The following is a 21,569-nucleotide window of genomic DNA, read 5'->3' on the forward strand; positions in this document are numbered from 1 at the left end:
AGCGAAGAAATGATATATTTAAAGACAGACGAGGAGATAGAGCTGCTCCGCGAGAACAACATCCTGGTGTCCGAGACACTGGCGGAAGTGGGGCGCCACATCCGCCCGGGTGTCACCACCAAGGAGTTGGATTCGATTGCCGAGGATTTTATCCGCGCGCACGGAGCAGTTCCTGCCTTCCTCGGATATCAGGGATTTCCCGCTTCGTTGTGTATATCGGTAAACGAACAGGTAGTTCACGGTATTCCATCCTCGAAATGCGTCCTCAAAGAGGGCGACATCGTTTCGGTCGATTGCGGTACGTTTATGAAGGGGTTTGTTGGTGATTCGGCATATACGTTTGCCGTTGGAGAGGTTGCCGGGGAAGTAAGGCAGCTGATGGATGTCACCAAAGAGGCTCTTTATAAAGGTACGGCGCAGGCCAAAGCCGGCAACCGCGTAGGCGACGTGTCGGCAGCCGTGCAGGAGTATGCCGAAAGTTTCGGCTACGGAGTCGTGCGCGAATTGGAAGGACACGGATTGGGTCGGAAAATGCACGAAGACCCGGGTGTTCCCAATTACGGTGCACGCGGCAGGGGCCCGCTCTTGAAAGAGGGCATGGTCATCTGCATCGAGCCCATGATCAACATGGGAACCAAAGCGGTGGTTTTCGAACGGGATGGCTGGACGGTCCGCACGCGGGACCACAAACCGGCGGCGCACTTCGAGTTCGCCGTTGCGGTCCGCAAATCGGGACCCGATGTCCTGACGGACTTCAGTATCATCGAAAAAGCAATAAACAACTAAGACTCTATGGCAAAACAAACTGCTATTGAAAGGGACGGTACGATTATCGAGGCGTTGTCCAATGCGATGTTCCGCGTCGAACTGGACAACGGCCACGTGCTCACGGCCCATATCTCGGGAAAGATGCGTATGCACTACATCAAAATCCTTCCCGGAGATAAAGTGAAAGTGGAGATGACGCCCTACGACCTTACGAAGGGACGTATATCTTTCCGGTACAAATAATTAGATTGCTTGAAAATCATGAAAGTTAAAGCATCCATCAAGAAAAGAAGCGAGGATTGCAAGATTGTAAAGCGTAAAGGCAAACTTTACGTCATTTGCAAAAAGAATCCCAAGTTTAAAATGCGCCAGGGGTAATGTTTTTTAAACAAGTCAAAAAAGAAAAAGAATTTATATGGCACGTATAGTCGGTGTAGATTTACCGAAAAACAAAAGAGGCGAGATCGGCCTGACCTATATCTACGGTATCGGTCGCTCGACGGCTCGTAAAATTCTCGAGACCGCTGGCATCAGCTACGATCTCAAAGTACAGGATTGGTCGGACGACCAGGTCGGTGCGATCCGTTCGACGATCGCTGACCTGGGTCTGAAGGTCGAGGGCGAATGCCGTTCGATGGTCCAGTTGAATATCAAGCGCCTGATGGATATCGGCTGCTACCGCGGCATCCGTCACCGTCTGGGTCTTCCCGTTCGCGGTCAGTCGACCAAGAACAACGCACGTACCCGCAAGGGCCGCAAGAAGACTGTCGCAAACAAGAAAAAGGCAACGAAGTAATCTTTAGAGAATTATGGCAAAGAAAACTGGAACAGTTAAAAAGAAAGTTGTTAAGGTCAGTGCACTGGGCAATGTCTATGTACACTCCACTTTCAACAACGTAATCATCACCATCACCAACGAGGTGGGCGATGTCATCAGCTGGTCGTCGGCCGGTAAGATGGGTTTCCGTGGTTCGAAGAAGAATACTCCGTATGCTGCACAGACCGCTTCGGCGGATTGCGCAAAGGTCGCTTACGATATGGGCCTTCGCAAGGTGAAGGTTTATGTCAAGGGCCCGGGCGCTGGTCGCGAGTCGGCTGTGCGCACCATCCACGGCGCAGGTATCGAGGTGATGGAGATCATCGACGTTACTCCGCTGCCGCACAACGGTTGCCGTGCTCCTAACCGCCGCCGTGTATAATTCAGGCATAGGTTAAGGATAATTTCAAGGTTTTAAAAAAAGTCAGAACAATGGGAAAATACATAGGACCTAAATCGAAAATCGCCCGTAAATTCGGCGAAGCTATCTATGGTGCGGATAAGGTGCTCGAAAAGCGCAACTATCCTCCCGGACAGCACGGTCTGGCGCGTAAGCGCAAAAAGGTGTCGGAGTACGGCACGCAGTTGAGCGAGAAGCAGAAGGCCAAGTACACGTACGGCCTGCTGGAGAAGCAGTTCTCGCGCACCTACGACCAGGCGTCGCGCATGGGCGGCATCACGGGTGAGAACCTGCTGAAGCTGCTGGAGTGCCGTCTGGACAACGTCGTTTACCGCTTGGGTATCGCCCCGACGCGTGCTGCTGCCCGCCAGCTCGTTTCGCACTGCCACATCTGTGTGAACGGCAACGTCGTGAACATTCCCTCGTACTCGCTGCGTGCGGGTGACGTGGTATCGGTTCGCGAGAAGTCGAAGAGCCTGGAAGTGATCACGGTATCCCTGGCCGGCTCGTCGAAGAGCCGTTACGCCTGGTTGGAGTGGGACAACGCCTCGATGAGCGGCCGTTTCCTGCAGAAGCCCGAGCGTGAGGAGATTCCCGAGAACATCAAGGAGCAGCTCATCGTCGAGTTGTACTCGAAGTAGTAATCAAAACAAATTCACTTATTATGGCAATATTAGCATTCCAGAAACCTGAGAAGGTTATTATGCTTGAATCCACTTCGTCGTTCGGAAAGTTTGAGTTCCGACCGCTGGAGCCCGGATTCGGTATGACTGTCGGTAACGCTTTGCGTCGTATTCTGCTCTCTTCGCTGGAGGGTTACGCAATCACGACTGTCAAGGTAGCCGGTGTCGATCACGAGTTTGCCGCTATCCCCGGTGTGATGGAGGATATGTTGAACATCATCCTCAATCTGAAGCAGGTTCGTTTTATCCGCACAGTCGATAATCAGGATGCCGAAAAAGTATCCATTAACGTTGCGGGTGTTACGGAGCTGACTGCCGGATATATCTCGAATTACCTGTCGTTCTTCAAGGTCCTCAATCCCGACCTGGTGATCTGTCACCTGGCCCCGGGAACGAAGATGCAGATGACGCTCACGATCGGCAAAGGCCGCGGCTACGTGCCGGCCGAGGAGAACGCTCCCGCCGAAAGCGAGTTCGGAACGCTTCCGATCGACTCGATCTTCACGCCTATCAAGAACGTGAAGTACTCGATCGAGAACTACCGTGTCGAGCAGAAGACCGACTACGAGAAGCTGAATTTGGAAATTACTACCGACGGGTCGATTCACCCCAAAGAGGCTCTGAAAGAGGCCGCAAAGATTCTCATCCAGCACTTCATGCTCTTCTCCGACGAGAAGATCACCGTCAACATGGAAGACACGAACGGTGCCGAGGAGTTCGATGAGGATGTACTCCACATGCGTCAGTTGCTGAAGACGAAGCTCTCGGACCAGGATCTTTCGGTCCGCGCCCTGAACTGTCTGAAGGCTGCCGATGTCGATACCGTGGGGGATCTCGTGAAGCTGAACCGCAACGACCTGCTGAAGTTCCGCAACTTCGGCAAGAAGTCGCTGACGGAGCTCGACGAGCTGCTGACCTCGCTCAACCTGAAGTTCGGTATGGACGTATCAATCTACAAACTTGACAAAGATTAATTATGAGACACAATAAGAATTTCAACCACCTGGGCCGTCAGGCGGGCCACCGCAAGGCCATGCTTTCGAACATGGCCACGTCGCTGATCCTGCACAAGCGCATCGAAACGACGGTTGCCAAGGCCAAAGCCGTTCAGCGTTTCATCGAGCCTCTGGTAACCAAGTCGAAGGAGGACACGACGCACTCGCGCCGTATCGTATTCTCGTACCTGAAACAGAAAGAGGCCGTTACGGAGTTGTTCCGTACGATCGCCCCGAAGATCTCGGAGCGTCCGGGCGGTTACACCCGCATCCTGAAGACCGGTTTCCGTCTGGGCGATGCTGCCGACATGTGCATCATCGAGTTCGTTGACTTCAACGAGCCTTACACGCTGGGTATCACTCCCGCTGCTGCTGCGGAGGCAAAGCCGAAGACGCGTCGTTCGCGCAAGCCGGCTGCCAAGGCAACCGACGCTGTCGAGGAGGCTACCGTAGTCGAAGGCGAGGCAAAGAAGGCTGCTCCCAAGAAGGCTGCCGCTCCGAAGAAGCCCGCAGCTCCGAAGGGTGGCGCAAAGGTTGCTGCCCCGAAGGTTGCGAAGAAGACCAATGTAGGAAAGAAAATGTAAATTTTCAATTTTATAGGGCATCTTTGCACTTGCTCTCGTGTGGCGCGAATGGGGACGTACCTGAGTACTACCCATACGCGCCACACTTCGTTTAAGCACAAAGCTGTTTCTCTAAAATCAAAAATTGCTTCCGTCGAAATCCGCGAATGGACGTACTTTATACTACCCATCCGCGCCACATTTCGTTTAAGCACCGCAACTGCACCACTCTGACGAAAAATCGGTTTTGGTTTCAGAGGGCGTCTTTGCATAACAAACCCCGAAACTGTGTAAACAGTCCCGGGGTTTTGTGTGATCCGTTTTGCGGACTACTGAAAATGGTAGAGGAATACGACTGTCGCGTCGAGGGCCGTTTTGGGGCAATCCTTGATTTCCAGCGATACTTTGATCTCAGCCTTGGCGATGCCGCGGAGGTTGGTGAGCGATAGCAGCGAGGCGCGCAACCGGACTTCGCTGCCGACCAGTACGGGCTGGTTGAAACGCAGTTTTTCGATGCCGTAGTTGACCAGCATTTTTACGTTGTTGACCTTCAGGACCTGCGCCCAGAGGTAGGGAAGTACCGAGAGGTTCAGGTAACCGTGCGCAATGGTCGATTTATAGGGGCTCTCCGTCTTGGCTCGTTCCGTGTCCACGTGAATCCACTGGTGGTCGAGCGTCGCGTCGGCGAAGAGGTTGATCTGCTCCTGGGTGATTTTCAGGTAGTCGGAGACTCCCAGTTCCTGGCCGGTGTACTGGGCGAATTCGTCGAAATTGTTGATGATTAACTGACTCATGGTGTTTTTGATCTATGTTGCAAATATACGAAAAAAGTTTGTCCCGGCCGCATCGGGGCTGCATTTGAACAATCTTGTGGACGGTATGGAAAATCCCGGAGTTTACGCTCCGGGATTTTTGGACAGTGTCCTGGTTACAGCGCAATTTCGATTTGCGGATGTTCCTTTTCGGAGTACCACATGTTTTCGACGGTGAAGCCGAGCGGTTTGTTCGGAGCCACGGAGGTTGTCAGCGTCGAGAATGGCTTGAGAACGATCGGGTTCTGTCCCGGAAAGCGGAGGACGTACTCCACCGAGCTGGCATTGGTGAGGCTCACCGTGCGATGGCCGTTTTTCGGGTCGGTGTAGAGTACCTTCGTACGGACCGATGCCGTGAAGAGGTCTTTCAGCAGTTGTTCGTCGCCTGCGATCGTGCCGAACGAGTAGGCCAGCGTGCGGCGTGCTTCGAGCGCCTCGCGCAGCGATGCGAGCGAGTTGTCCCGGGCGAAAATCAGCGTCATGTTGCGGCGATGACCCTGGAGCCGGTAGGTTTCGGCCGTCGCGTCGTGGATGTCGGTGTTCGCCGAGACGAACAGGTTTCGGGCATGGGCGCGTGCGATGGCTTTGGGGTAGAACTCCGCGCCGTTCATGATCTCGATACCGTCGATCAGCCCTTCGCCGTAGGCTTTGATCTCGAATTCGGGATGTTCGAGGCTCTTGCGCCTCCAGCCCGGATGGTTGTGCATCACCAGCGCTCCCTGCGCTTTGGCGTTGCGGAGCGATTGCAGGGCGTCGGTGGCGTAGAGGGTGTTGTTATCCGTGGTGAAGAGGGCATTGTAATGGCCGTAGGCGACAGGCTCGCGGGTGATCTCGGCGCCGGGGATGATCGTGAGGCCGTATTTTACGGCGGTTTCCTGCGCCAGTTTTACCGGGAGGTTCAGGTCGGACTGGATGCCCTGCTCGTCGGCAGCCTTCCGGATGACGTTGTTGTTGAAGGCTTCCGTGCCTTCGGGCACATAGCCTTTCAGGAAGTTGAGCATCTTGCCTTCGTGGCGGCGGTATTCCACGTGTTCGGTGATCGCCAGCACATCCAGGCCGTCGTACCACGCTTCGCGCACGCGGAATTCGGGCGTGCAGTCGCCGTCGGAATAGATCGAGTGGGTGTGCAGGTCGGCCTTATAGACCGTGTAGCCGTTCACTGCGGGCAGTACGAACTCCGCGCGTTGCGCGGTGATGCGTCCGGAGTGGCGCGTGATGTCGGGATTGTGGGCGTCGGTGTAGTAATGCTGTGCGCTTGCGGCGCAAATCGCAGTGAGGGCGACGGAAAGGAGCAGTAGTTTTTTCATGGGTCGGTTGGTTTTCGGTTGGATAAAACAAGAGAGGCCCTTTGTCGGGGGCCTCTCTCGATAATTGTTCGCTCTTGCGGGATTATTTCGAGAACCCTTTGCCGATTCCGAGGAAGTCCTCGGCTTTGAGGGCTGCGCCGCCGATCAGGCCGCCGTCCACATCTTCCTTGGCGAATATTTCGGCTGCATTCGAGGGCTTGCACGAACCGCCGTAAAGGATTGCCGTCTCCTGGGCAGCAGCGCCGAATTTCGCGGCCAGCACCTTGCGGATGTAAGCGTGGATTTCCTGTGCTTGCTCGGCCGTTGCGGTCTTACCCGTGCCGATAGCCCAAACGGGTTCGTAAGCGATTACCAGCTCTTTGTACTGCTCCTCGGTGAGGTTGTAAACCACCTCTTCGATCTGGGCTTTCACCACGTCGAAGTGCTTGCCGGCCTCACGCTCGTCGAGGTTCTCGCCTACGCAGTAGATCGGAATCAGGCCGTTGGCATAAGCCTGCGCCATCTTCTTGTTGAGCGTAGCGGAAGTCTCGCCGTAGTACTGGCGGCGCTCCGAATGGCCGAGGATCACGTATTTGCAACCTACGGCAGCGATCATCGAAGCTGCGATCTCGCCCGTGTAGGCGCCTTTGGCCTCCGTAGCGCAGTCCTGCGCGCCGAGTGCGATGTCCGAACCCTTCAGGGCCTCGGCAACCATCGAGAGGTGGGTGAACGGCGGGCAAACGATGAAGTTTACGCACGAGCAAACCTCGCCGCGGCCTGCAACGATGCCTTTTGCAAGCTCAACACCTTCGGCGGGAAGCGTGTTCATCTTCCAGTTGCCGGCAACAATTTTCTTTCTCATAGTTGTAATCTTTTTTATGTTAATAAGTCTATCCTTTGTTTAGCAAGAATCCCGGTCTCGCATTCGCGGCCATTAGCCGCATCCCCGATTCTGACCCCACCCCGAACCCCTCTCTCGGGAGGGACTTGTCGCGGCGTAACCGGATTTTCAGCCGGCCTGTGGGCGATATTTTTTTGTGTTCAATCTCCCTCCTCGGAGGGGACTTTCTCGCGGGGTTTTCCAGAAACCGGGGCGGTTTTTCGATTCGTTTCTACTCTTCGCTTTCGATCCACTTTTTCACCTCGTCGATCGAGGGGGCTTTCAGCCCGAGTTTGTTCTTTTTGTTGTATCCGCACAGGTCGTTGAAGAACTTGCCCGGGGCGAGTTTGCGCAGCGATTCGACGGTGACGTAACCCATCTTCTGGACCACGGGAACCCACTCTTCGGGGATTCCGATGGCGGTGTAGGCCTCCGCAGGATCGTTCACGGCTTTCTTTTCGGGGCGCATCTGCGGGAAGAACAGTACGTCCTGGATCGAGGTCTGGTCGGTCATGAACATCGTCAGGCGGTCGATGCCGATGCCCATTCCCGAGCAGGTCGGCATGCCGTATTCCAAGGCGCGCACAAAATCCATGTCGATGAACATGGCCTCGTCGTCGCCTTTCTCCGAGAGGCGCAGCTGCTCCTGGAAACGCTCCAACTGGTCGATCGGGTCGTTCAGCTCCGAATAGGCGTTGCAGAGCTCCTTGCCGTTGACGAACAATTCGAAACGCTCCGTCAGTTCGGGGTTCGAACGATGGCGTTTGCACAGGGGCGACATCTCGCGCGGATAGTCCGTGATGAAGGTGGGCTGGATAAGCTCCTCCTCACAGTACTGTCCGAAGATGGCGTCGATGAGCTTGCCTTTGCCGTAGGTTTCGTCGACCTCGACGTTGAGCCGCTTGCAGGCTTCGCGCAACTGCTCTTCCGACTGGCCCGTGATGTCGTAGCCGGTCTTTTCGCGGATGGCGTCGGTCATCGTCAGGCGGCGGAACGGAGCTTTGAACGAAATCGGCTTGCCGTCGATCGTCAGTTCCGTCGTGCCGTTTACGGCGCGGGCCACCCGTTCGAGCATCTGCTCGGTGAACTCCATCATCCAAAGGTAATCCTTGTAGGCGACGTAAATCTCCATGCAGGTGAACTCGGGGTTGTGCGTGCGGTCCATGCCTTCGTTGCGGAAGTTCTTGCCGAACTCGTAGACGCCGTCGAATCCGCCGACGATCAGCTTCTTGAGGTAAAGCTCCGTGGCGATACGGAGGTAGAGGTCGATGTCGAGCGAGTTGTGGTGGGTGATGAACGGCCGGGCCGAAGCGCCGCCGGGAATCGGCTGCAGGATCGGGGTCTCGACTTCGATGTAACCCTTCGAGTTGAAGAACTCGCGCATCGTGGCCATGATCTTGGCGCGGCGTACGAAGGTGTCCTTCACCTGCGGGTTGACGATCAGGTCCAAATACCGCTGGCGGTAGCGTACTTCGGGATCGGTGAAGGCGTCGAACGTCTTGCCGTCTTTCTCCTTGACGACGGGCAGCGGCCGGATCGACTTCGACAGCACGGTGAATTTACGGCAGTGCACCGACAGTTCGCCCGTGTTGGTGCGGAACGCAAAGCCTTCCACGCCGACGAAGTCGCCGATGTCCAGCAGCTTTTTGAAAACCGTATTGTAGAGCGTCGGATCGCCTTCGGGGCAGATATCGTCGCGGCGGATGTAGACCTGGATGCGGCCCGTGTGGTCCTGCAACTCGAAGAACGAGGCGCTGCCCATGATGCGGCGCGACATGATGCGGCCCGCGATGCGGATATCCTGGAAATTCTTCTTCTCGTCGTCGAAGTTGTCGGCGATTTCGCGCGCGGTTGCCGTCACTTCGTAACGGGCGGCGGGGTAGGGTTCGATGCCCAGGTCGCGCAACGCCGTGAGCGACTGCCTGCGAAGCTGTTCCTGTTCGCTGAGTTCGATTGCCATATCGTGTGTTTTTGATGTATGCTTTTGTATCCGCGCAAAATTAGTGAAAAAAGGACAGAATAGCAACTCTTTTTCGCAATCGGCTGTGACGCTATGACCGCAGTTCGGGAAAACAGTGCCCGGTTTTTGTTTATTCTTGTTTTATCGTTATATTTGTTTCTCTAACTAAAATACGAACTATGAAACAACTCTTTACTCTTTTTCGTAGCGCGTTGGTTTCCCCTTTCCTCCTTTCGTGCCTCTTGGGTGCATTCGTGGGATGCCTGCTGCTTTTAGCTTCGTGCGGAGGGGACGACTCTTCGGAAGTGCCGCCGCCGCCGAAAACTGAAGTAACCCTCTCGGTCGCTCCGGCCGACCTGACCTACGATCCGGCTTCACCTTCATCGAATGTCGTCACCGTGACGACAAATGCTTCGTGGAAGGCCGAGTGTCCCGATTCGAAACTCAAGTTCTCGCCTTCCTCCGGTACGGGCAACGCTACGATCGCGTTTACCGATGCGCCTGCGGGGGTGCGCTGCACGCTGACCGTTACGGCCGGCACGGGTGCGGACGCCAAGAAGCAGACTGTCGAAATCTTCCGGGAGGCGGACGTTCCCGTCCAGACGGTTTTCAGTCTCGATTTCGGTAACGGAACGAATGGCGTGTGGGCTGGCAGCAACGACGAATGGAAGACCCAGACCGGCACGGGTGCATCGACCGTAACCTATTCCGTGAACAACGTCCGCATCAACAACGACAACTTCGGTTCGGCCGGCAAATATACCGGAGCCTCGGGAAAAGCCTATGCCAAGATGTTCTACGACGCCTCGACCGATTACTTCACGATTCACGACATCACGCTGCCGGAGGGCGAGCGCAATTATACGCTGACATTCGGGACGATCTTCCCGGCGGCCGACGTTTCGCTGATGGTGAGCGCCGACGGCGCGGTCTGGCGGCCGCTTGCCTACACGGGTGCTTCGGCCTATAACACGTGGGCCAAAGCGACGGTGGGTTTCACGCTCAAACAGGCCGTTGCGAAGTTGTCGATCCGCCTGGCCCCGACGGGCACGGAACGTACCTATGGCCTGAATTTCGACGATATCGTCCTCACGACGGGCGGCGGCGGTCAGGAGGTCGATCCCGTTGCGGGTACGGACCTGCGTTGGGCCGAGCTTCCCTCCAACTTCGAATCCCCGTCGGCCGACCAGTTCGTGCATACGACCTGGACCACGACCGTAACGAGCGGCAGGCGTGTGCGCAACTACACCTATTGCTACGACACGCGGCGCCACAATCCCGTCTGGGTGGCCTACCCGCACCACCGTTGCTATATGGAGGGTTCGGGACGTTCCGACGAACCGTGGGCGGCCGACCCGGCGCTTCCCGAGTCGCAGCAGTCGAAGATTTACGCCTCTTCGACCGGGGACACGTACCAGTATTGGACGGCCGATCTGGTGACAGGCGCTTATGGCAGCGGTTACTGGTCGCGCGGTCACCTCTGCATGTCGCGCGAGCGGCCCGGCAAAGGACTGGAGATCAACGTGCAGACCTTCCGCCCGACCAACGTCGCGCCGCAGGCTTCCGAGCCGAGTGCTTTCGGGAAGATCTGGGGCAATATCGAAGAGGCGATTTCGGGCGGTACGATTCCTGCCGACACGCTTTACATCGTGGCGGGATGCTATTACGAGAACGATAATAACTGGAAGGAGAAGGACGCTTCGAACAACGGTGCGCTGAGTTCGCTTTCGAAGGATTGCGTCATGCCGACCCGCCAGTTCAAGATGGCCGTGCGCAAGAAAACGGTACAGGTGGGCAAACCCATTCAGGAATGCACGGCCGATGAACTGGAGACCATCGCCTTCTGGGTCGAGAGCCTGACGAAGAGCACGGCGACGGACAAGTCGCAACTGGATCAGTTTATCGTTCCCATATCGGAGATCGAGACGGCGATGGGGATGAAATTCTTCCCGGGGATTCCCGATGCCGCCAAGAGCAGAAAGGGCACGCTTTCGGCGTGGTACTGATCGAAAAAGAGCTGAACTTTAGGTTCAGCTCTTTTTCGATCAGGATAATTTCCGGTAGGCCCAGGAGGCGGCCCAGCCCAGCGCGATGCCGACTGCCGTTCCCCACACGAGGTCCATCGGGAAGTGCTTTCCCAGGTAGATGCGCGAGTAGCAGATCAGCAGCGTGGCGAAGACCATCAGCCAGGTAAACCACTTGCGGCGGATGACCGAGGCCGACAGTACGGCGAGCGTGACGATGACGGCGGCGTGGGCCGAGACGGTTCCGTAGCGGCCGCTGACAGCTTCGATGGGGACGTGCACCGTCCAGTCGTGGGCGATGCCGGCTGCGGCGAGCGAGTCGGGCGTCAGCCAGCGCAGTTTGCGCAGCGAATCGGGTGCGATGTCGAGTCCTTCGAGCGCCGGGGTGAACATCGGCCGCCAGCGCGGCTCGAAGTCGGGCATCAGTCCGCCCAGCAGGCCGTTGTGCTTGAAGATGCCTGAAACCATGTCCGAAAGGGCCAGTGCGGCGATCATCAGCAGGGTGAATATTATTACGTTGCGCAGTCCGCCCCGGCGCCATACGAGCCAGAGGATCAGCGCATACAGCGGAAGCCACATCGTCGTGCCGGAGATGATCAGCATCAGGCGGTCCACGGCGGGGCCTCCGTCGAAATTCAGTGCGAGAAAGAGTTGATGGTCAAAGTCGTACATCGTTCAGCTAAAATTGGAAGTAGATGAAGGGCTGTATGTCGCTGGATTTGATCTGCATAACGCACCAGATCATGGCCGCGGCCATCACGACCTGCAAGACCAGCGGTGCATGGACCACGATGCGCCGGGCGACGGCGTCGACCGTAGCCGGCAGCAGATGGAGGACGTAACCCGCGGCGATCAGTGCGAAAGCGGCGGCATACCCCGTCACGACCTGCGGAATCATTGCGGCGTTGAAGTTGTAGAATATCTGGTGCAGCATCAGCGAAACGGTCTGCATCGACTCGGCGCGGAACATCAGCCAGCCCAGGCAGACGATGTTGAACGTCACGACGATGCCTGCTATGCGGCTCCACCAGTGCATCTGGGCCCCGGTGGCTTTGGCGCCCGGGACGACTGCCATCCAGAGTTTATGCAGTGCGAGGGCTACGCCGTGCAGGCCGCCCCAGAGGATGAAGCGCACCGCTGCGCCGTGCCACAGTCCGCCCAGCAGCATCGTAAGGAGCAGGTTGCCGTAGGTGCGGATGCGGCCCTTGCGGTTGCCGCCCAATGAGATGTAAAGATAATCGCGCAGCCACGTCGAGAGCGAGATGTGCCACCGCCGCCAGAACTCGGTGATCGTCGCCGACTTGTAGGGTGCGTCGAAGTTCTTCGGGAAGCGGAATCCCAGCAGCAGGGCGATGCCGATGGCCATGTCGGAGTAGCCCGAGAAGTCGCAGTAGATTTGCAGCGCATAGCCGTAAATGCCCATCAGGCACTCGAATCCCGAGTAGAGGAGCGGTTCGTCGAAGATGCGGTCGACGAAGTTGAGCGAAATATAGTCCGAGATGATCGCCTTTTTGAACAATCCCGTGAGGATCAGGAAAACGCCCGTTCCGAACATCTCTTTCGTGACGACGATCGGGTTTTGCCGGATTTGCGGGATGAAGTCGCGGGCGCGGACGATCGGGCCGGCGACGAGCTGCGGAAAGAACGACAGATAAAAGAGATAGTCGAGCCAGTTGGACAAAGGTTTTAACTGACCGCGGTAAATGTCGATGGTATAGCTCATCGACTGGAAAACGAAGAACGAGATGCCGACCGGGAGGAAGATGTTCTGGAACTGGAGAAAGCCCTGTCCGAACAGTTGGTTGGAGATGTCGATGAGGAAGTTCGTGTATTTGAAGTACCCCAGCATGCCGAGGTTCACGGCTATGCTCAGCACCACCAGCCAGCGTTTCGTCCACTTGAGGCGTGCCCGGTAGATGCCTTGGGCGATCAGGAAATCGCTCACCGCGGCGAAGACGAGCAGCAGGAAATAGACTCCGCTCGACTTGTAATAGAAGTAGAGTGAAAAGAGGATGACGTAGACGATACGGGCCATCGGCGCGCGACGGAATGCGCTGTATATAAGCAAAAAACCTGCAAAGAGGAACAGGAACAGCCCGCTGCTGAAAATCAGCGGCGACGAAGCATCGTAGGCAAACAACGCCTGGAGCTTGTCTGTGATTCCGTCCGTCGCAGGAAAGGTCATTGCAGGGGCGAATTAAGGAGTTCGGGGGCCGAGGCCGGGAGAATGCGGCGGTCGACGGCGGCTTTGCGTACCGAGTCGAGAACGGCCTGTTCCGTGCGGCGGCGTTGTTCGGCGATCTGCTGTTCGGCGTAAACTTCGCAGACCCCGGCGTTGATGGCGTCGAACAGGGCCCACGCCACGCGGCGGCCGCCCGCGTAGTTGATATGGGTGTAGTCCTTGCCCGCCCAGCCGTTCTTGACGAACTGTTCCATGCCGCCCAAAGCGCGCATCGCGTCGCACGTGGGCCAGAAGGCTGCGCCTGTGTTCCGGGCCGCGCCGCGCTGGTAGTCGAGCATGTGGGGGATGGCGTCCATCGGTTCGAATCCGGCGTCGGTCTTCACCGAGCGGTCGCTGACGCCCAGCACGAGCACCGCGGCGCCCGGGAAGCACTGGCGGACGTAGGCGATCATCTTCTCGATCTGTGCGGCGTAGTTGGTGTAGTTCGTTACGCCCGGCTGCATGATGTTGAGCCCGTACTGGAGGATCACCAGGTCGTAGCCCAGCATGGCGTTGATTTGGGCGTTGACCGACGGATTGGTCCAGAACATCGCCTGGCCGTTGTTGCTGCGCACCGAATAGTTGTCGACGACGACACCGCCGTCTTCGAAGATCGCACCGTAGCCGACGAAGTCCTCTGTACCGGAAATCACCTTGAAGGCGAGCGAGCGGATATGCGGGGCCGAGACCCTGATCTGACGCACGGCGGCGTTGCCCGGGATATCGAACTCGCGGCTCTCGCCGTCGTTGAGCGTCACCTCGACGCGGCTGTCGTTGGGCGAGAGGAAGAGGATGCGTGCCGTGGTGCACGAGTCGAGCCGTTTGCGGTAGTCGGTGCTTTCCCAACGGGTCGAGGCTCCGGCGGCGGGCTGGCAGACCCAGCCCGAGACGTAGAAGTTTTCGCGCAGGCGTTCGGGAGCCGCTTTGCGCTGCATGATGTTGTAGGCCGTCCAGCCTTTCGACTGGGTTTTGACGGTGCGGCGGAAAGCCGTCAGGGGCGAGGCCATCGGGGCGAATCCCGTACCGCTGCCCGAGAAGGCTGTCTGGAGCCGTTCGCGCAGGTCGGCGGTGAGGATGTCTCCTTCGACGAACGAGTCGCCCAGGAATGCGATGCGCACGGGGCGCACGGCGTTGAGCAGCGTGTCGCAGAAGGCCCTGATGCGTCCGCTGTCGCTGAAGTCTTCGATGGGGACCGGCGTGGGGACGAAACGCGCCGAGTCGGGGATGATACGTTCGCGGCGGACCGTATCCTGCGCCAGGAGCCACTCGTAGGTGGTCTGCACTTCGTGCGGGGTGGTGTCGGCCTCGATCCGTTCGGCAACGGCCGCCATGTCGATGCGGAACTCCTCCTCGTCGAAGAGCGCCGGTTCCGAAGCGGGTTCGGAGACGGCGGTATCGTCGAACGCGAGGATGTCCGAGAGGATGTTGGCACGGCGGAGTTTCACGCTCCCGACGCTCTGCGGGGGTATGAAACTTACGGCCACAAGCACTGCGACGAGTGCCACGGCCGCCAGCCAACTGTGGTGGGTGCAGTCTTTTTCGGGGTTGTTCATCGGTTTAGTCGCGCCGTCCGAGGATCAGGAAGACGTAGTAGAGTACCGAAGCGATGGCGCTGAGCGCCGCCACGAGATAGGTGCGGGCCGCCCACGAAAGGGCTTCCTTGGCCTGGGCGAGCTGTGCGCCCTGCATCGTATGGCTGGTTTGGAGCCACTCCACGGCGCGGGCCGAGGCGTTGTATTCGACGGGCAGCGTGACGATCGAGAAGACGGCCGACATGCCGATCATGGCCACGCCGATCCAGCACAGCAGTTCGTTCTGTGTCGAGGCGAGGATGATGAGTCCCAGGATGATGATCCATGTGGCGGCCGACGACGCGAACTGCACGACGGGAACCAGTTGCGAGCGGAGCGTCAGCGGGGCGTAACCGCGGGCGTGCTGCACGGCATGGCCGCACTCGTGGGCCGCAACGGCCGCTGCGGCGACGCTCGACGACGAGTAGACCGAATCGCTCAGGTTGACGGTCATCGTCTGCGGGTTGAAATGGTCGGTGAGGTGTCCGCCCACGTGCGTTACCTTCACATTGTGGATGTTGTTGTCGCGCAGCATCTTCTCGGCGACTTCGGCGCCGGTCAGCCCGCCGGGGAACTGCACTTTCGAGTACTTCTTGAATACCGATTGCAGGCGCGCCTGCACGATGAATCCGATGACGCCGATGGCGATGATCAGGATGAACATGCCCATCGTTGCGGCCGAATAGCCGGCGCCGGCGCTCTCCTGGGTGTAATAGCCTGCCTGGAGCAGGGTGATGAGGGGTTGTACCATAGTTGTATGTGTCTTTTTTGTTCTTTTAATTTAAATCACGGGCGAAAGCGTTTGCCGCTTTCGGCACACAGGCCCCTGCCTGCGGCGGAATCCGGTTGGAAATCGACGCACTATTTCCTATACGTATAGTGAGCGCCCGCCTGCTGCGAGGGCATTAGTACCATATCATTAACGTTCATGCGGGCGGGTAATTGTGCCGCCCATGCAATTGCTTCCGCAATATCCTCGCCGGTGAGGGGTTCGACGCCCTTGTAAACCGCATCGGCGCGCGCCCGGTCGCCGTGGAACCGCACTTCGGAAAATTCGGTTTCGACCATGCCCGGGCGGATCTCCGTCACCTTGATGCCGGCTGAAAGCAGGTCGGCGCGCATCGACTGCGAGATGGCGTGCACGGCGTGCTTCGAAGCACAGTAGACCGCACCGTTCTCGTACGGCTCCGTGCCGGCGATCGAACCGATGTTGAAGATATGTCCCCGGCCCGCGGCGACCATTTTGGGAGCGACGACGCGCGTGACGTAGAGGAGGCCCTTGACGTTGGTGTCGATCATGGCGTCCCAGTCGCGCGTGTCGCCCCGGTCGATGTGTTCCAGTCCGGCGGCGAGGCCCGCGTTGTTGACCAGCAGGTCGATGCGTTCGAGCGGAGAGAGGTTGCGGCGCACCTCCTCTTCGGAGCGTACGTCGAACACGAGTGTCGTACAGCGGCCGCCTGCCGCCTCGATTTCAGCCCGTAATGTCGCGAGCCGGTCGGCGCGGCGGCCCGTGGCGGTGATGTCGTAACCCTCCTTGGCCAGCCGGAGCGCCGTGGCGCGTCCGATGCCCGAAGTGGCTCCTGTTATCAATGCCTGTTTTTGCATATAAACCTTTTATTTTCCGCAAAGATATGAAAAAGTCGAATGGCTTGCAAGACAGAATCACGTATGGTTCCGTAAAACCTTCCGACTGATAAAAAGTGTCGTTACGACACCAAAAATACGAAATTTATATGTTACTTTGTACAAATTTTCGATAAAATAGCGCAGCCGTGAATCTCGCCTTTTTCATTGCCCGCCGCATGGCAAAACCTACCCCCGGGAACAAGCCCGGGGTGATGGAGCGTATAGCCGTGGTGTCGGTGGCGTTGGGGATGGCGGTGATGATCCTTGCGATGGCCGTTATCATGGGTTTCAAACGCGAGGTGGCGCGCAAGATGACGGGTTTTGCGGCCCATGTTTCGGTGACCGACGTGCGGGGCGTCAATGCCCTCGATGCGCAGCCGGTGCATCGCAGCGCGCATGTCGAGGACCTGATCCGCGCGACCGACGGGTTTGTGGCGATGGCCCCTTACGCCGTGAAGGGCGGCATCGTCCGCACGGCGGACGCCGTAGGCGAGGTGATGCTCAAAGGCGTCGAGGCGGATTACGACTGGTCGTATTTCCGGGAATGGCTCGTCGAAGGAGAGTTGCCCCGCGTGGGCGATTCGGTCCGCACGAAGGATATCCTGCTGTCGCGCTCGCTGGCTGACGAATTGCAGCTCGGCGTGGGCGACAAGGTCGAGATGCTGTTCGTCGAACCGGGCGAGATGCCCCGCCGCGACCGGTTCAAGGTGGCGGGCGTCTATGCGTCGGGAATGGAGGAGATGGACGGCGTCGTGGTCGTTACGGACATCCGCAACGTGCAGCGGCTCTCGGAGTGGGGGCCGGACGAAATTTCGGGTTACGAGATCCTGACGAGCGACCTGGCCGATGCCGACACGTTCGCCCGGACGCTGGGCCGGACGTTGTTGTACGATGATTCCGACGATTCCGGGAACCTCGCCGTGACGAGCGTGAGGGAGCGCTATGCCAATATTTTCGACTGGCTGAAGGCGCACGACGTGAATGCCGCGGTGATCATCGTGATCATGCTGGTCGTGGCCTTTTTCAACATGACCTCGGCGCTGCTGATCCTCGTGCTGGAGCGGACGCGGATGATCGGCCTGCTGAAGGCTCTCGGGATGCGCAACGGTGAACTGCGGCACATTTTCCTCTGGCGGGCGGCGCTGGTAACCCTGCGCGGACTGGCATGGGGCAATGCCGTCGGGCTGTTGTTGTGCCTCGTGCAGAAGTGGACGCATGTGGTGAAACTCAGTTCGGAAGGTTACCTGCTCTCAGAAGTGCCCGTGGCGCTGGGATGGGGCTGGTGGCTGGCTCTCAATGCGGGGTTCGTCGCGGCGATTGTGGCCCTGCTGGTGATCCCGACGGCCGTGGTCTCTACGGTGAAACCGGAAGAAACGATAAGATACGAATGAAACCATACAATAATACAGACCGGACCAAGAAAGAAGAGGTGCGCGAGATGTTCGACAACATCGCGTCGAAATACGACCTGCTGAACCATACGCTTTCGATGAGCATCGACCGTGTGTGGCGCCGCCGCGTGGTAAACGAGGTGCGCCGCACGAAGCCTCGCCGCATCCTGGACGTGGCGACCGGAACGGGCGATCTGGCGATCGCTATGGCCCGCCGCATCCGCGACGTGCAGGTGCTCGGAGTGGATCTTTCGGAGCAGATGCTCGCCGTGGCGCACCGCAAGGTCGAAGCCCGGGGGCTGGACAACCGCATCGTCCTCGACCGCGGCGACGCCGAGCACCTTGCCGTGGCCGACGCGTCGGTCGATGTGGCGACGGTGGCCTTCGGGGTGCGCAACTTCGGGGACCTCGCAGCCGGGCTGCGCGAACTGGCCCGCACAATAAAACCGGGGGGTAAAGTCGTTATCCTGGAGTTCTCGCGGCCCCGCAACCGGGCGTTCCGGGCGCTGTACGAATTTTATTCCTACAAAATCCTGCCCCGCATCGGCGGACTGGTGTCGCGCGACAAGCAGGCTTACGAGTATCTTCCGGCTTCGGTCGGGGAGTTTCCGGCCCCGGAGGTCTTCCTGGAGATGATGGCCCAAGCGGGATTCGGCAAGTGCCGGGCCCGGAGCCAGAGTTTCGGCATTGCACAGATATATATAGGTGAAAAATGAAACGATATTTAATATACGTATTGCTGTTGGCGGTGGTGGTGTCGATGTCCTCGTGCCGCCGCGCTGTCGAGAAAGCCCAGCGCAACATCCGCTTCGAGGGGATCGAGAAGGTCGAACGCCAGGGACTGACGGGCGCCGAGGTCGTTGTGAGGGTGATGAACAACACGGGTTACAAACTGGTGCTCGATGCGGCGGAGATCGGGATTTACTACGCCGGCGGCCGCGTGGGTTCGGTCGTGCTGCGTGAGGCGGTCGAAGTGCCGCGCCGGACGACGGACAGTTTCCGGACCCTGTGGCGGCTGAAGATTTCCGACCCGCTGGCGGTCTATGTCCTGGCGAAAAAAGTGCAGTCGGGCGACTTGTCGCAGGTTGCGGTGTCGTATGCCGTAGAGGGGCGCGGAGGCCCGGCTCCCGTGAAAATTTCGCGTGAGAGGATGCCGTTGTCGGAATTTTTGAATACCTTTGGCCTTACGATTCAGGATGTTAAAAACTATTTGAAATGATGCGCAGATTGTTGTTTCTTACGCTAACCCTCCTGTGCGCGGCCGTTTGTGCGCACGCGCAGTCGCTCGATGCTTTCAAACAGCGTCTGGCGGAACCCGCGCCCGGAGCGACCCTTTTCGGCCGGGCGCAGGTGCATGTTACCGAGCACGGCGATGCCGCACGTGCCGTGGCCGACGCTGCACATGCCGGGCAGCGCCTCTACTTCGAGGGTTATCACCGGGTCTGTGTCTTCTCGGACAACGGGCCTTCGGCGCGCGACGGGGCTTTTGCGGCCAAGGCGCTTTTCGAGGAGACCTATCCCGACGTGAAAGTTTACGTGGATTATGAAATTCCCTATTTCATCGTTTCGGCGGGCAATTGCCTGACCAAGGAGGAGGCTATCATGCTCAAAGGCCGTGTGTCGGCGACATTCCCGAAAGCCTTCCTGAAGCAGTTGAAGAAGGAAAAATCCCCGATTTCCAACCTTTTAGACTAATAAAAGCCCGTTTTTGAAAAATATTTCATTTTTCTTTGCTTTTTTCGGGCGAATATCTAACTTTGCTGCGTTAATAGAATAACTCATAATTAAAGATTTAACGCTATGAAAAAGATTTTCTCTTTTGTCGTTGTTCTGGCTGCCGTCGCTATGGTAAGCTGCTGTGGCAATTCGAACAAGAAGGCTGCCGAAGGCGCTGCTGCTGCCCAGGCAACCGCTACCGAGGCTGCTGCCTGCGCCGGCTGCACTGAGAAGTGCGATTCGACGGCTGCTTGCTGCGCTGAGAAGGCTGATTCGACCGCTGCCTGCGCTGAGAAGACCGCTTGCTGCGAGAAGGCCGAGGCCAACAAGTAATCGAGGTTAGGATTGAGAGTGAGGGAGATTCTTAGGAATCCCCCTTTTTTGTTGCCGTGCGGTCGGACCGTGCGTTTTTTTCGTTCGGTGCGAAATGTGCACCGGGAACGGGAAAAATGTTTAATTTTGTGGTAAAACCTGTAATTATGAAAGTATTGCTTATCAACGGAAGCCCCCATCGGGAGGGGAATACGTTTATCGCATTGTCCGAAGTGGCCCGTACACTCGAATCGGAGGGTGTCGCCGCCGAGATCGTTTCCATCGGGACCAAAGCCGTGCAGGGGTGCATCGCCTGCGGGAAGTGTGCCGAACTGGGACGTTGCGTCTTCAACGACGCGCTTTATAACGAAGTTCGTGAGAAACTCGCCGGGGCGGATGCCGTGGTGGTCGGCTCGCCGGTTTACTACGCCGGGCCGAACGGATCGCTGTGCGCCCTGCTCGACCGCGTGTTCTACTCCTGCGGACCGCTGCTGGCCTACAAGCCCGCAGCAGCGGTGGCCGTATGCCGCCGGGGCGGAGCGAGCGCGACGTTTGACCGGCTGAACAAGTATTTCACGATTTCGAACATGCCTGTCGTATCGTCGCAGTATTGGAACAGCGTGCACGGACGGCTGCCGGGCGAGGCGGCGCAGGATGGCGAAGGATTGCAGACGATGCGCGTCCTGGCCCGCAACATGGCGCGGATGCTTCGGGGCGGGCCTCGGGCTTCGGAAGATCGTCCCGAATCGGAAGAGCGGATCGTGACGAGTTTTATCAGGTAGAAAAGGGGCGCGACGAGGGAGTTGACTTTGCTTCGTTCCGCGTTGCCGCTCGTCGATCCCCGATCCGGCCGGAGGTGTCCGTAAATGGGAAAAAACAAAAAGGTTGCAACGATTGTTGCAACCTTTTCCTTTGCATTTCCGTGTTGCGGAAAGAAGGGGATTCGAACCCCTGAAACCCTTTAGGGGTTTACTCGCTTTCCAGGCGGGCCAGTTCAACCACTCCTGCATCTTTCCGAAAGGCGCTCCAAAAGTACGCAATATTTCCCGATTCTGCAAATTGAGACCCTTTTTTTCTGTCGCGGGGCTGTTTGCAGGGGCGTTTGGCGTTGGGTGCGGTTGATGGCAGGAGTGGTGTCGGGGCTGCCCGGATCAGTCGATGTGGATTTTACGGTTGGGGCTCTTTTTCGCCCTTTCGCGTACGACGGCGAGCAGTTCCTCGACGATTTCTACCGGAGTCCACGAGGCGTTCGGCTTGCGGGCGTGGAGGTGATCGCAGGTGATCCGCAGGTCGTCGAGCAGCCCGAGGGCCGTTACGATGAACGAAGGCAGTTTCAGATCGGAGAGGTCGTATTTCTCCTTGTTGAGGTAACCCAGGAAGGTGTCGTAGGTCGTGCCGAGCAGATACCTGCCGAAGCTCTCGAAGACCCGCTTGAGGTTACGGCTGGAGTTTTCGTTCTCGAAATAGAACGATTTGAGGATTCGCGCAATCAGGATGCGCCATTTCAGGTGTTCGGGTACGTACATGGTGTAATAATTTGAATT

The 21,569-nt window shown here is 57.9% G+C and carries 25 protein-coding genes and 1 tRNA gene; 15 read left to right on the plus strand and 11 right to left on the minus strand.

What is annotated here, in order from left to right; genetic code table 11:
* Positions 1-9: 9 nt before the first annotated feature.
* The 8 genes from map to rplQ are packed head-to-tail and all read left to right on the plus strand — an operon-like array spanning position 10 to position 4,247.
* Entirely contained in the window at positions 10-786 is a 777-nt protein-coding gene (map, locus tag I2E69_RS06075) for a type I methionyl aminopeptidase (RefSeq protein ID WP_195459914.1), read from the plus strand.
* A 6-nt stretch (positions 787-792) separates the two neighbouring features.
* Complete coding sequence (gene infA / locus I2E69_RS06080; RefSeq protein ID WP_195459915.1) at positions 793-1,011, plus strand: translation initiation factor IF-1; 219 nt, start codon at positions 793-795, stop codon at positions 1,009-1,011.
* 18 nt (positions 1,012-1,029) lie between these two features.
* Positions 1,030-1,146: a type B 50S ribosomal protein L36 gene (gene ykgO / locus I2E69_RS06085; protein ID WP_010262443.1), complete on the plus strand. Its 117-nt coding sequence runs from the start codon at positions 1,030-1,032 to the stop codon at positions 1,144-1,146.
* A gap of 37 nt (positions 1,147-1,183) precedes the next feature.
* Entirely contained in the window at positions 1,184-1,564 is a 381-nt protein-coding gene (gene rpsM, locus I2E69_RS06090; RefSeq protein ID WP_195459917.1) for a 30S ribosomal protein S13, read from the plus strand.
* A 13-nt stretch (positions 1,565-1,577) separates the two neighbouring features.
* Complete coding sequence (rpsK, locus tag I2E69_RS06095; RefSeq protein WP_195459919.1) at positions 1,578-1,967, plus strand: 30S ribosomal protein S11; 390 nt, start codon at positions 1,578-1,580, stop codon at positions 1,965-1,967.
* A gap of 50 nt (positions 1,968-2,017) precedes the next feature.
* On the plus strand, positions 2,018-2,626 hold the full coding sequence (gene rpsD, locus I2E69_RS06100) for a 30S ribosomal protein S4 (RefSeq protein ID WP_195459921.1): 609 nt from the start codon (positions 2,018-2,020) through the stop codon (positions 2,624-2,626).
* Between the two features lie 23 nt (positions 2,627-2,649).
* Complete coding sequence (locus tag I2E69_RS06105; RefSeq protein ID WP_044054329.1) at positions 2,650-3,642, plus strand: DNA-directed RNA polymerase subunit alpha; 993 nt, start codon at positions 2,650-2,652, stop codon at positions 3,640-3,642.
* A gap of 2 nt (positions 3,643-3,644) precedes the next feature.
* The gene (rplQ, locus tag I2E69_RS06110; protein WP_195459923.1) at positions 3,645-4,247 is read left to right on the plus strand and encodes a 50S ribosomal protein L17; all 603 of its coding nucleotides are present in this window, start codon (positions 3,645-3,647) and stop codon (positions 4,245-4,247) included.
* Positions 4,248-4,555: 308 nt separating this feature from the next.
* Here rplQ and I2E69_RS06115 read toward each other — a convergent pair whose 3' ends face one another.
* The 4 genes from I2E69_RS06115 to lysS all read right to left on the minus strand — a co-directional run bounded on the left by I2E69_RS06115 (position 4,556) and on the right by lysS (position 9,164).
* Positions 4,556-5,020, minus strand: coding sequence for a MaoC family dehydratase (locus I2E69_RS06115; protein ID WP_195459925.1), 465 nt, complete (start codon positions 5,018-5,020; stop codon positions 4,556-4,558).
* Positions 5,021-5,154: 134 nt separating this feature from the next.
* Positions 5,155-6,345, minus strand: a complete 1,191-nt coding sequence (locus I2E69_RS06120) for a PHP domain-containing protein (RefSeq protein ID WP_195459927.1) — start codon at positions 6,343-6,345, stop codon at positions 5,155-5,157.
* Between the two features lie 82 nt (positions 6,346-6,427).
* On the minus strand, positions 6,428-7,186 hold the full coding sequence (gene tpiA / locus I2E69_RS06125) for a triose-phosphate isomerase (protein WP_195459929.1): 759 nt from the start codon (positions 7,184-7,186) through the stop codon (positions 6,428-6,430).
* Between the two features lie 250 nt (positions 7,187-7,436).
* Entirely contained in the window at positions 7,437-9,164 is a 1,728-nt protein-coding gene (lysS, locus tag I2E69_RS06130; protein ID WP_195459931.1) for a lysine--tRNA ligase, read from the minus strand.
* Positions 9,165-9,343: 179 nt separating this feature from the next.
* On the opposite strand from lysS, the gene I2E69_RS06135 reads away from it, so the two are divergent.
* A complete protein-coding gene (locus I2E69_RS06135; RefSeq protein ID WP_195459933.1) occupies positions 9,344-11,170 on the plus strand; it encodes a DNA/RNA non-specific endonuclease in 1,827 nt (608 codons plus the stop codon).
* Positions 11,171-11,209: 39 nt separating this feature from the next.
* Here the strand turns inward: I2E69_RS06135 and I2E69_RS06140 are convergent, their stop codons facing one another.
* The 5 genes from I2E69_RS06140 to I2E69_RS06160 form a co-directional block, all read right to left on the minus strand.
* Positions 11,210-11,860 (minus strand): phosphatase PAP2 family protein, encoded by a 651-nt coding sequence (locus tag I2E69_RS06140; protein ID WP_195459935.1) that lies wholly within the window; start codon positions 11,858-11,860, stop codon positions 11,210-11,212.
* A gap of 7 nt (positions 11,861-11,867) precedes the next feature.
* Entirely contained in the window at positions 11,868-13,373 is a 1,506-nt protein-coding gene (locus tag I2E69_RS06145) for an MBOAT family O-acyltransferase (RefSeq protein ID WP_195459937.1), read from the minus strand.
* A complete protein-coding gene (locus I2E69_RS06150) occupies positions 13,370-14,962 on the minus strand; it encodes a hypothetical protein (RefSeq protein ID WP_195459938.1) in 1,593 nt (530 codons plus the stop codon). Before I2E69_RS06150 ends, I2E69_RS06145 begins: the two co-directional genes overlap by 4 nt.
* A gap of 4 nt (positions 14,963-14,966) precedes the next feature.
* Entirely contained in the window at positions 14,967-15,731 is a 765-nt protein-coding gene (locus tag I2E69_RS06155; protein WP_195459939.1) for a zinc metallopeptidase, read from the minus strand.
* A gap of 110 nt (positions 15,732-15,841) precedes the next feature.
* Complete coding sequence (locus I2E69_RS06160) at positions 15,842-16,585, minus strand: SDR family NAD(P)-dependent oxidoreductase (protein ID WP_195459941.1); 744 nt, start codon at positions 16,583-16,585, stop codon at positions 15,842-15,844.
* A 167-nt stretch (positions 16,586-16,752) separates the two neighbouring features.
* On the opposite strand from I2E69_RS06160, the gene I2E69_RS06165 reads away from it, so the two are divergent.
* The 6 genes from I2E69_RS06165 (at position 16,753) to I2E69_RS06190 (ending at position 20,807) form a co-directional block, all read left to right on the plus strand.
* Complete coding sequence (locus I2E69_RS06165) at positions 16,753-17,997, plus strand: ABC transporter permease (RefSeq protein ID WP_195459943.1); 1,245 nt, start codon at positions 16,753-16,755, stop codon at positions 17,995-17,997.
* Complete coding sequence (ubiE, locus tag I2E69_RS06170; protein ID WP_195459945.1) at positions 17,994-18,713, plus strand: bifunctional demethylmenaquinone methyltransferase/2-methoxy-6-polyprenyl-1,4-benzoquinol methylase UbiE; 720 nt, start codon at positions 17,994-17,996, stop codon at positions 18,711-18,713. Before I2E69_RS06165 ends, ubiE begins: the two co-directional genes overlap by 4 nt.
* On the plus strand, positions 18,710-19,216 hold the full coding sequence (locus I2E69_RS06175; RefSeq protein WP_195459946.1) for a hypothetical protein: 507 nt from the start codon (positions 18,710-18,712) through the stop codon (positions 19,214-19,216). The genes ubiE and I2E69_RS06175 overlap by 4 nt, the downstream gene beginning before the upstream one ends.
* On the plus strand, positions 19,213-19,692 hold the full coding sequence (locus I2E69_RS06180) for a hypothetical protein (protein ID WP_229095398.1): 480 nt from the start codon (positions 19,213-19,215) through the stop codon (positions 19,690-19,692). Before I2E69_RS06175 ends, I2E69_RS06180 begins: the two co-directional genes overlap by 4 nt.
* A gap of 105 nt (positions 19,693-19,797) precedes the next feature.
* A complete protein-coding gene (locus I2E69_RS06185; RefSeq protein WP_195459947.1) occupies positions 19,798-20,046 on the plus strand; it encodes a hypothetical protein in 249 nt (82 codons plus the stop codon).
* Between the two features lie 146 nt (positions 20,047-20,192).
* The gene (locus I2E69_RS06190; protein WP_195459948.1) at positions 20,193-20,807 is read left to right on the plus strand and encodes a flavodoxin family protein; all 615 of its coding nucleotides are present in this window, start codon (positions 20,193-20,195) and stop codon (positions 20,805-20,807) included.
* A gap of 146 nt (positions 20,808-20,953) precedes the next feature.
* Here I2E69_RS06190 and I2E69_RS06195 read toward each other — a convergent pair.
* Together I2E69_RS06195 and I2E69_RS06200 are read right to left on the minus strand one after the other, a co-directional pair.
* Positions 20,954-21,041: transfer RNA gene (locus I2E69_RS06195), tRNA-Ser, on the minus strand.
* 135 nt (positions 21,042-21,176) lie between these two features.
* Positions 21,177-21,551 carry a hypothetical protein gene (locus I2E69_RS06200; protein ID WP_195459949.1) on the minus strand — a complete coding sequence of 125 codons (375 nt, stop codon included), beginning with the start codon at positions 21,549-21,551 and terminating at the stop codon, positions 21,177-21,179.
* Between the last annotated feature and the right edge of the window lie 18 nt (positions 21,552-21,569).

It is taken from the genome of Alistipes sp. D31t1_170403_E11 (genome assembly GCF_015553985.1).
GTDB classification, from domain to species: domain Bacteria; phylum Bacteroidota; class Bacteroidia; order Bacteroidales; family Rikenellaceae; genus Alistipes; species Alistipes montrealensis.

Bases quoted from the DNA above. Each gene is read 5' to 3' on its own strand.
- map (WP_195459914.1), top strand. From the start codon at position 10: ATGATATATTTAAAGACAGACGAGGAGATAGAGCTGCTCCGCGAGAAC.
- infA (WP_195459915.1), top strand. From the start codon at position 793: ATGGCAAAACAAACTGCTATTGAAAGGGACGGTACGATTATCGAGGCG.
- ykgO (WP_010262443.1), top strand. From the start codon at position 1,030: ATGAAAGTTAAAGCATCCATCAAGAAAAGAAGCGAGGATTGCAAGATT.
- rpsM (WP_195459917.1), top strand. From the start codon at position 1,184: ATGGCACGTATAGTCGGTGTAGATTTACCGAAAAACAAAAGAGGCGAG.
- rpsK (WP_195459919.1), top strand. From the start codon at position 1,578: ATGGCAAAGAAAACTGGAACAGTTAAAAAGAAAGTTGTTAAGGTCAGT.
- rpsD (WP_195459921.1), top strand. From the start codon at position 2,018: ATGGGAAAATACATAGGACCTAAATCGAAAATCGCCCGTAAATTCGGC.
- I2E69_RS06105 (WP_044054329.1), top strand. From the start codon at position 2,650: ATGGCAATATTAGCATTCCAGAAACCTGAGAAGGTTATTATGCTTGAA.
- rplQ (WP_195459923.1), top strand. From the start codon at position 3,645: ATGAGACACAATAAGAATTTCAACCACCTGGGCCGTCAGGCGGGCCAC.
- I2E69_RS06115 (WP_195459925.1), bottom strand. From the start codon at position 5,020: ATGAGTCAGTTAATCATCAACAATTTCGACGAATTCGCCCAGTACACC.
- I2E69_RS06120 (WP_195459927.1), bottom strand. From the start codon at position 6,345: ATGAAAAAACTACTGCTCCTTTCCGTCGCCCTCACTGCGATTTGCGCC.
- tpiA (WP_195459929.1), bottom strand. From the start codon at position 7,186: ATGAGAAAGAAAATTGTTGCCGGCAACTGGAAGATGAACACGCTTCCC.
- lysS (WP_195459931.1), bottom strand. From the start codon at position 9,164: ATGGCAATCGAACTCAGCGAACAGGAACAGCTTCGCAGGCAGTCGCTC.
- I2E69_RS06135 (WP_195459933.1), top strand. From the start codon at position 9,344: ATGAAACAACTCTTTACTCTTTTTCGTAGCGCGTTGGTTTCCCCTTTC.
- I2E69_RS06140 (WP_195459935.1), bottom strand. From the start codon at position 11,860: ATGTACGACTTTGACCATCAACTCTTTCTCGCACTGAATTTCGACGGA.
- I2E69_RS06145 (WP_195459937.1), bottom strand. From the start codon at position 13,373: ATGACCTTTCCTGCGACGGACGGAATCACAGACAAGCTCCAGGCGTTG.
- I2E69_RS06150 (WP_195459938.1), bottom strand. From the start codon at position 14,962: ATGAACAACCCCGAAAAAGACTGCACCCACCACAGTTGGCTGGCGGCC.
- I2E69_RS06155 (WP_195459939.1), bottom strand. From the start codon at position 15,731: ATGGTACAACCCCTCATCACCCTGCTCCAGGCAGGCTATTACACCCAG.
- I2E69_RS06160 (WP_195459941.1), bottom strand. From the start codon at position 16,585: ATGCAAAAACAGGCATTGATAACAGGAGCCACTTCGGGCATCGGACGC.
- ubiE (WP_195459945.1), top strand. From the start codon at position 17,994: ATGAAACCATACAATAATACAGACCGGACCAAGAAAGAAGAGGTGCGC.
- I2E69_RS06175 (WP_195459946.1), top strand. From the start codon at position 18,710: ATGAAACGATATTTAATATACGTATTGCTGTTGGCGGTGGTGGTGTCG.
- I2E69_RS06180 (WP_229095398.1), top strand. From the start codon at position 19,213: ATGATGCGCAGATTGTTGTTTCTTACGCTAACCCTCCTGTGCGCGGCC.
- I2E69_RS06185 (WP_195459947.1), top strand. From the start codon at position 19,798: ATGAAAAAGATTTTCTCTTTTGTCGTTGTTCTGGCTGCCGTCGCTATG.
- I2E69_RS06190 (WP_195459948.1), top strand. From the start codon at position 20,193: ATGAAAGTATTGCTTATCAACGGAAGCCCCCATCGGGAGGGGAATACG.
- I2E69_RS06200 (WP_195459949.1), bottom strand. From the start codon at position 21,551: ATGTACGTACCCGAACACCTGAAATGGCGCATCCTGATTGCGCGAATC.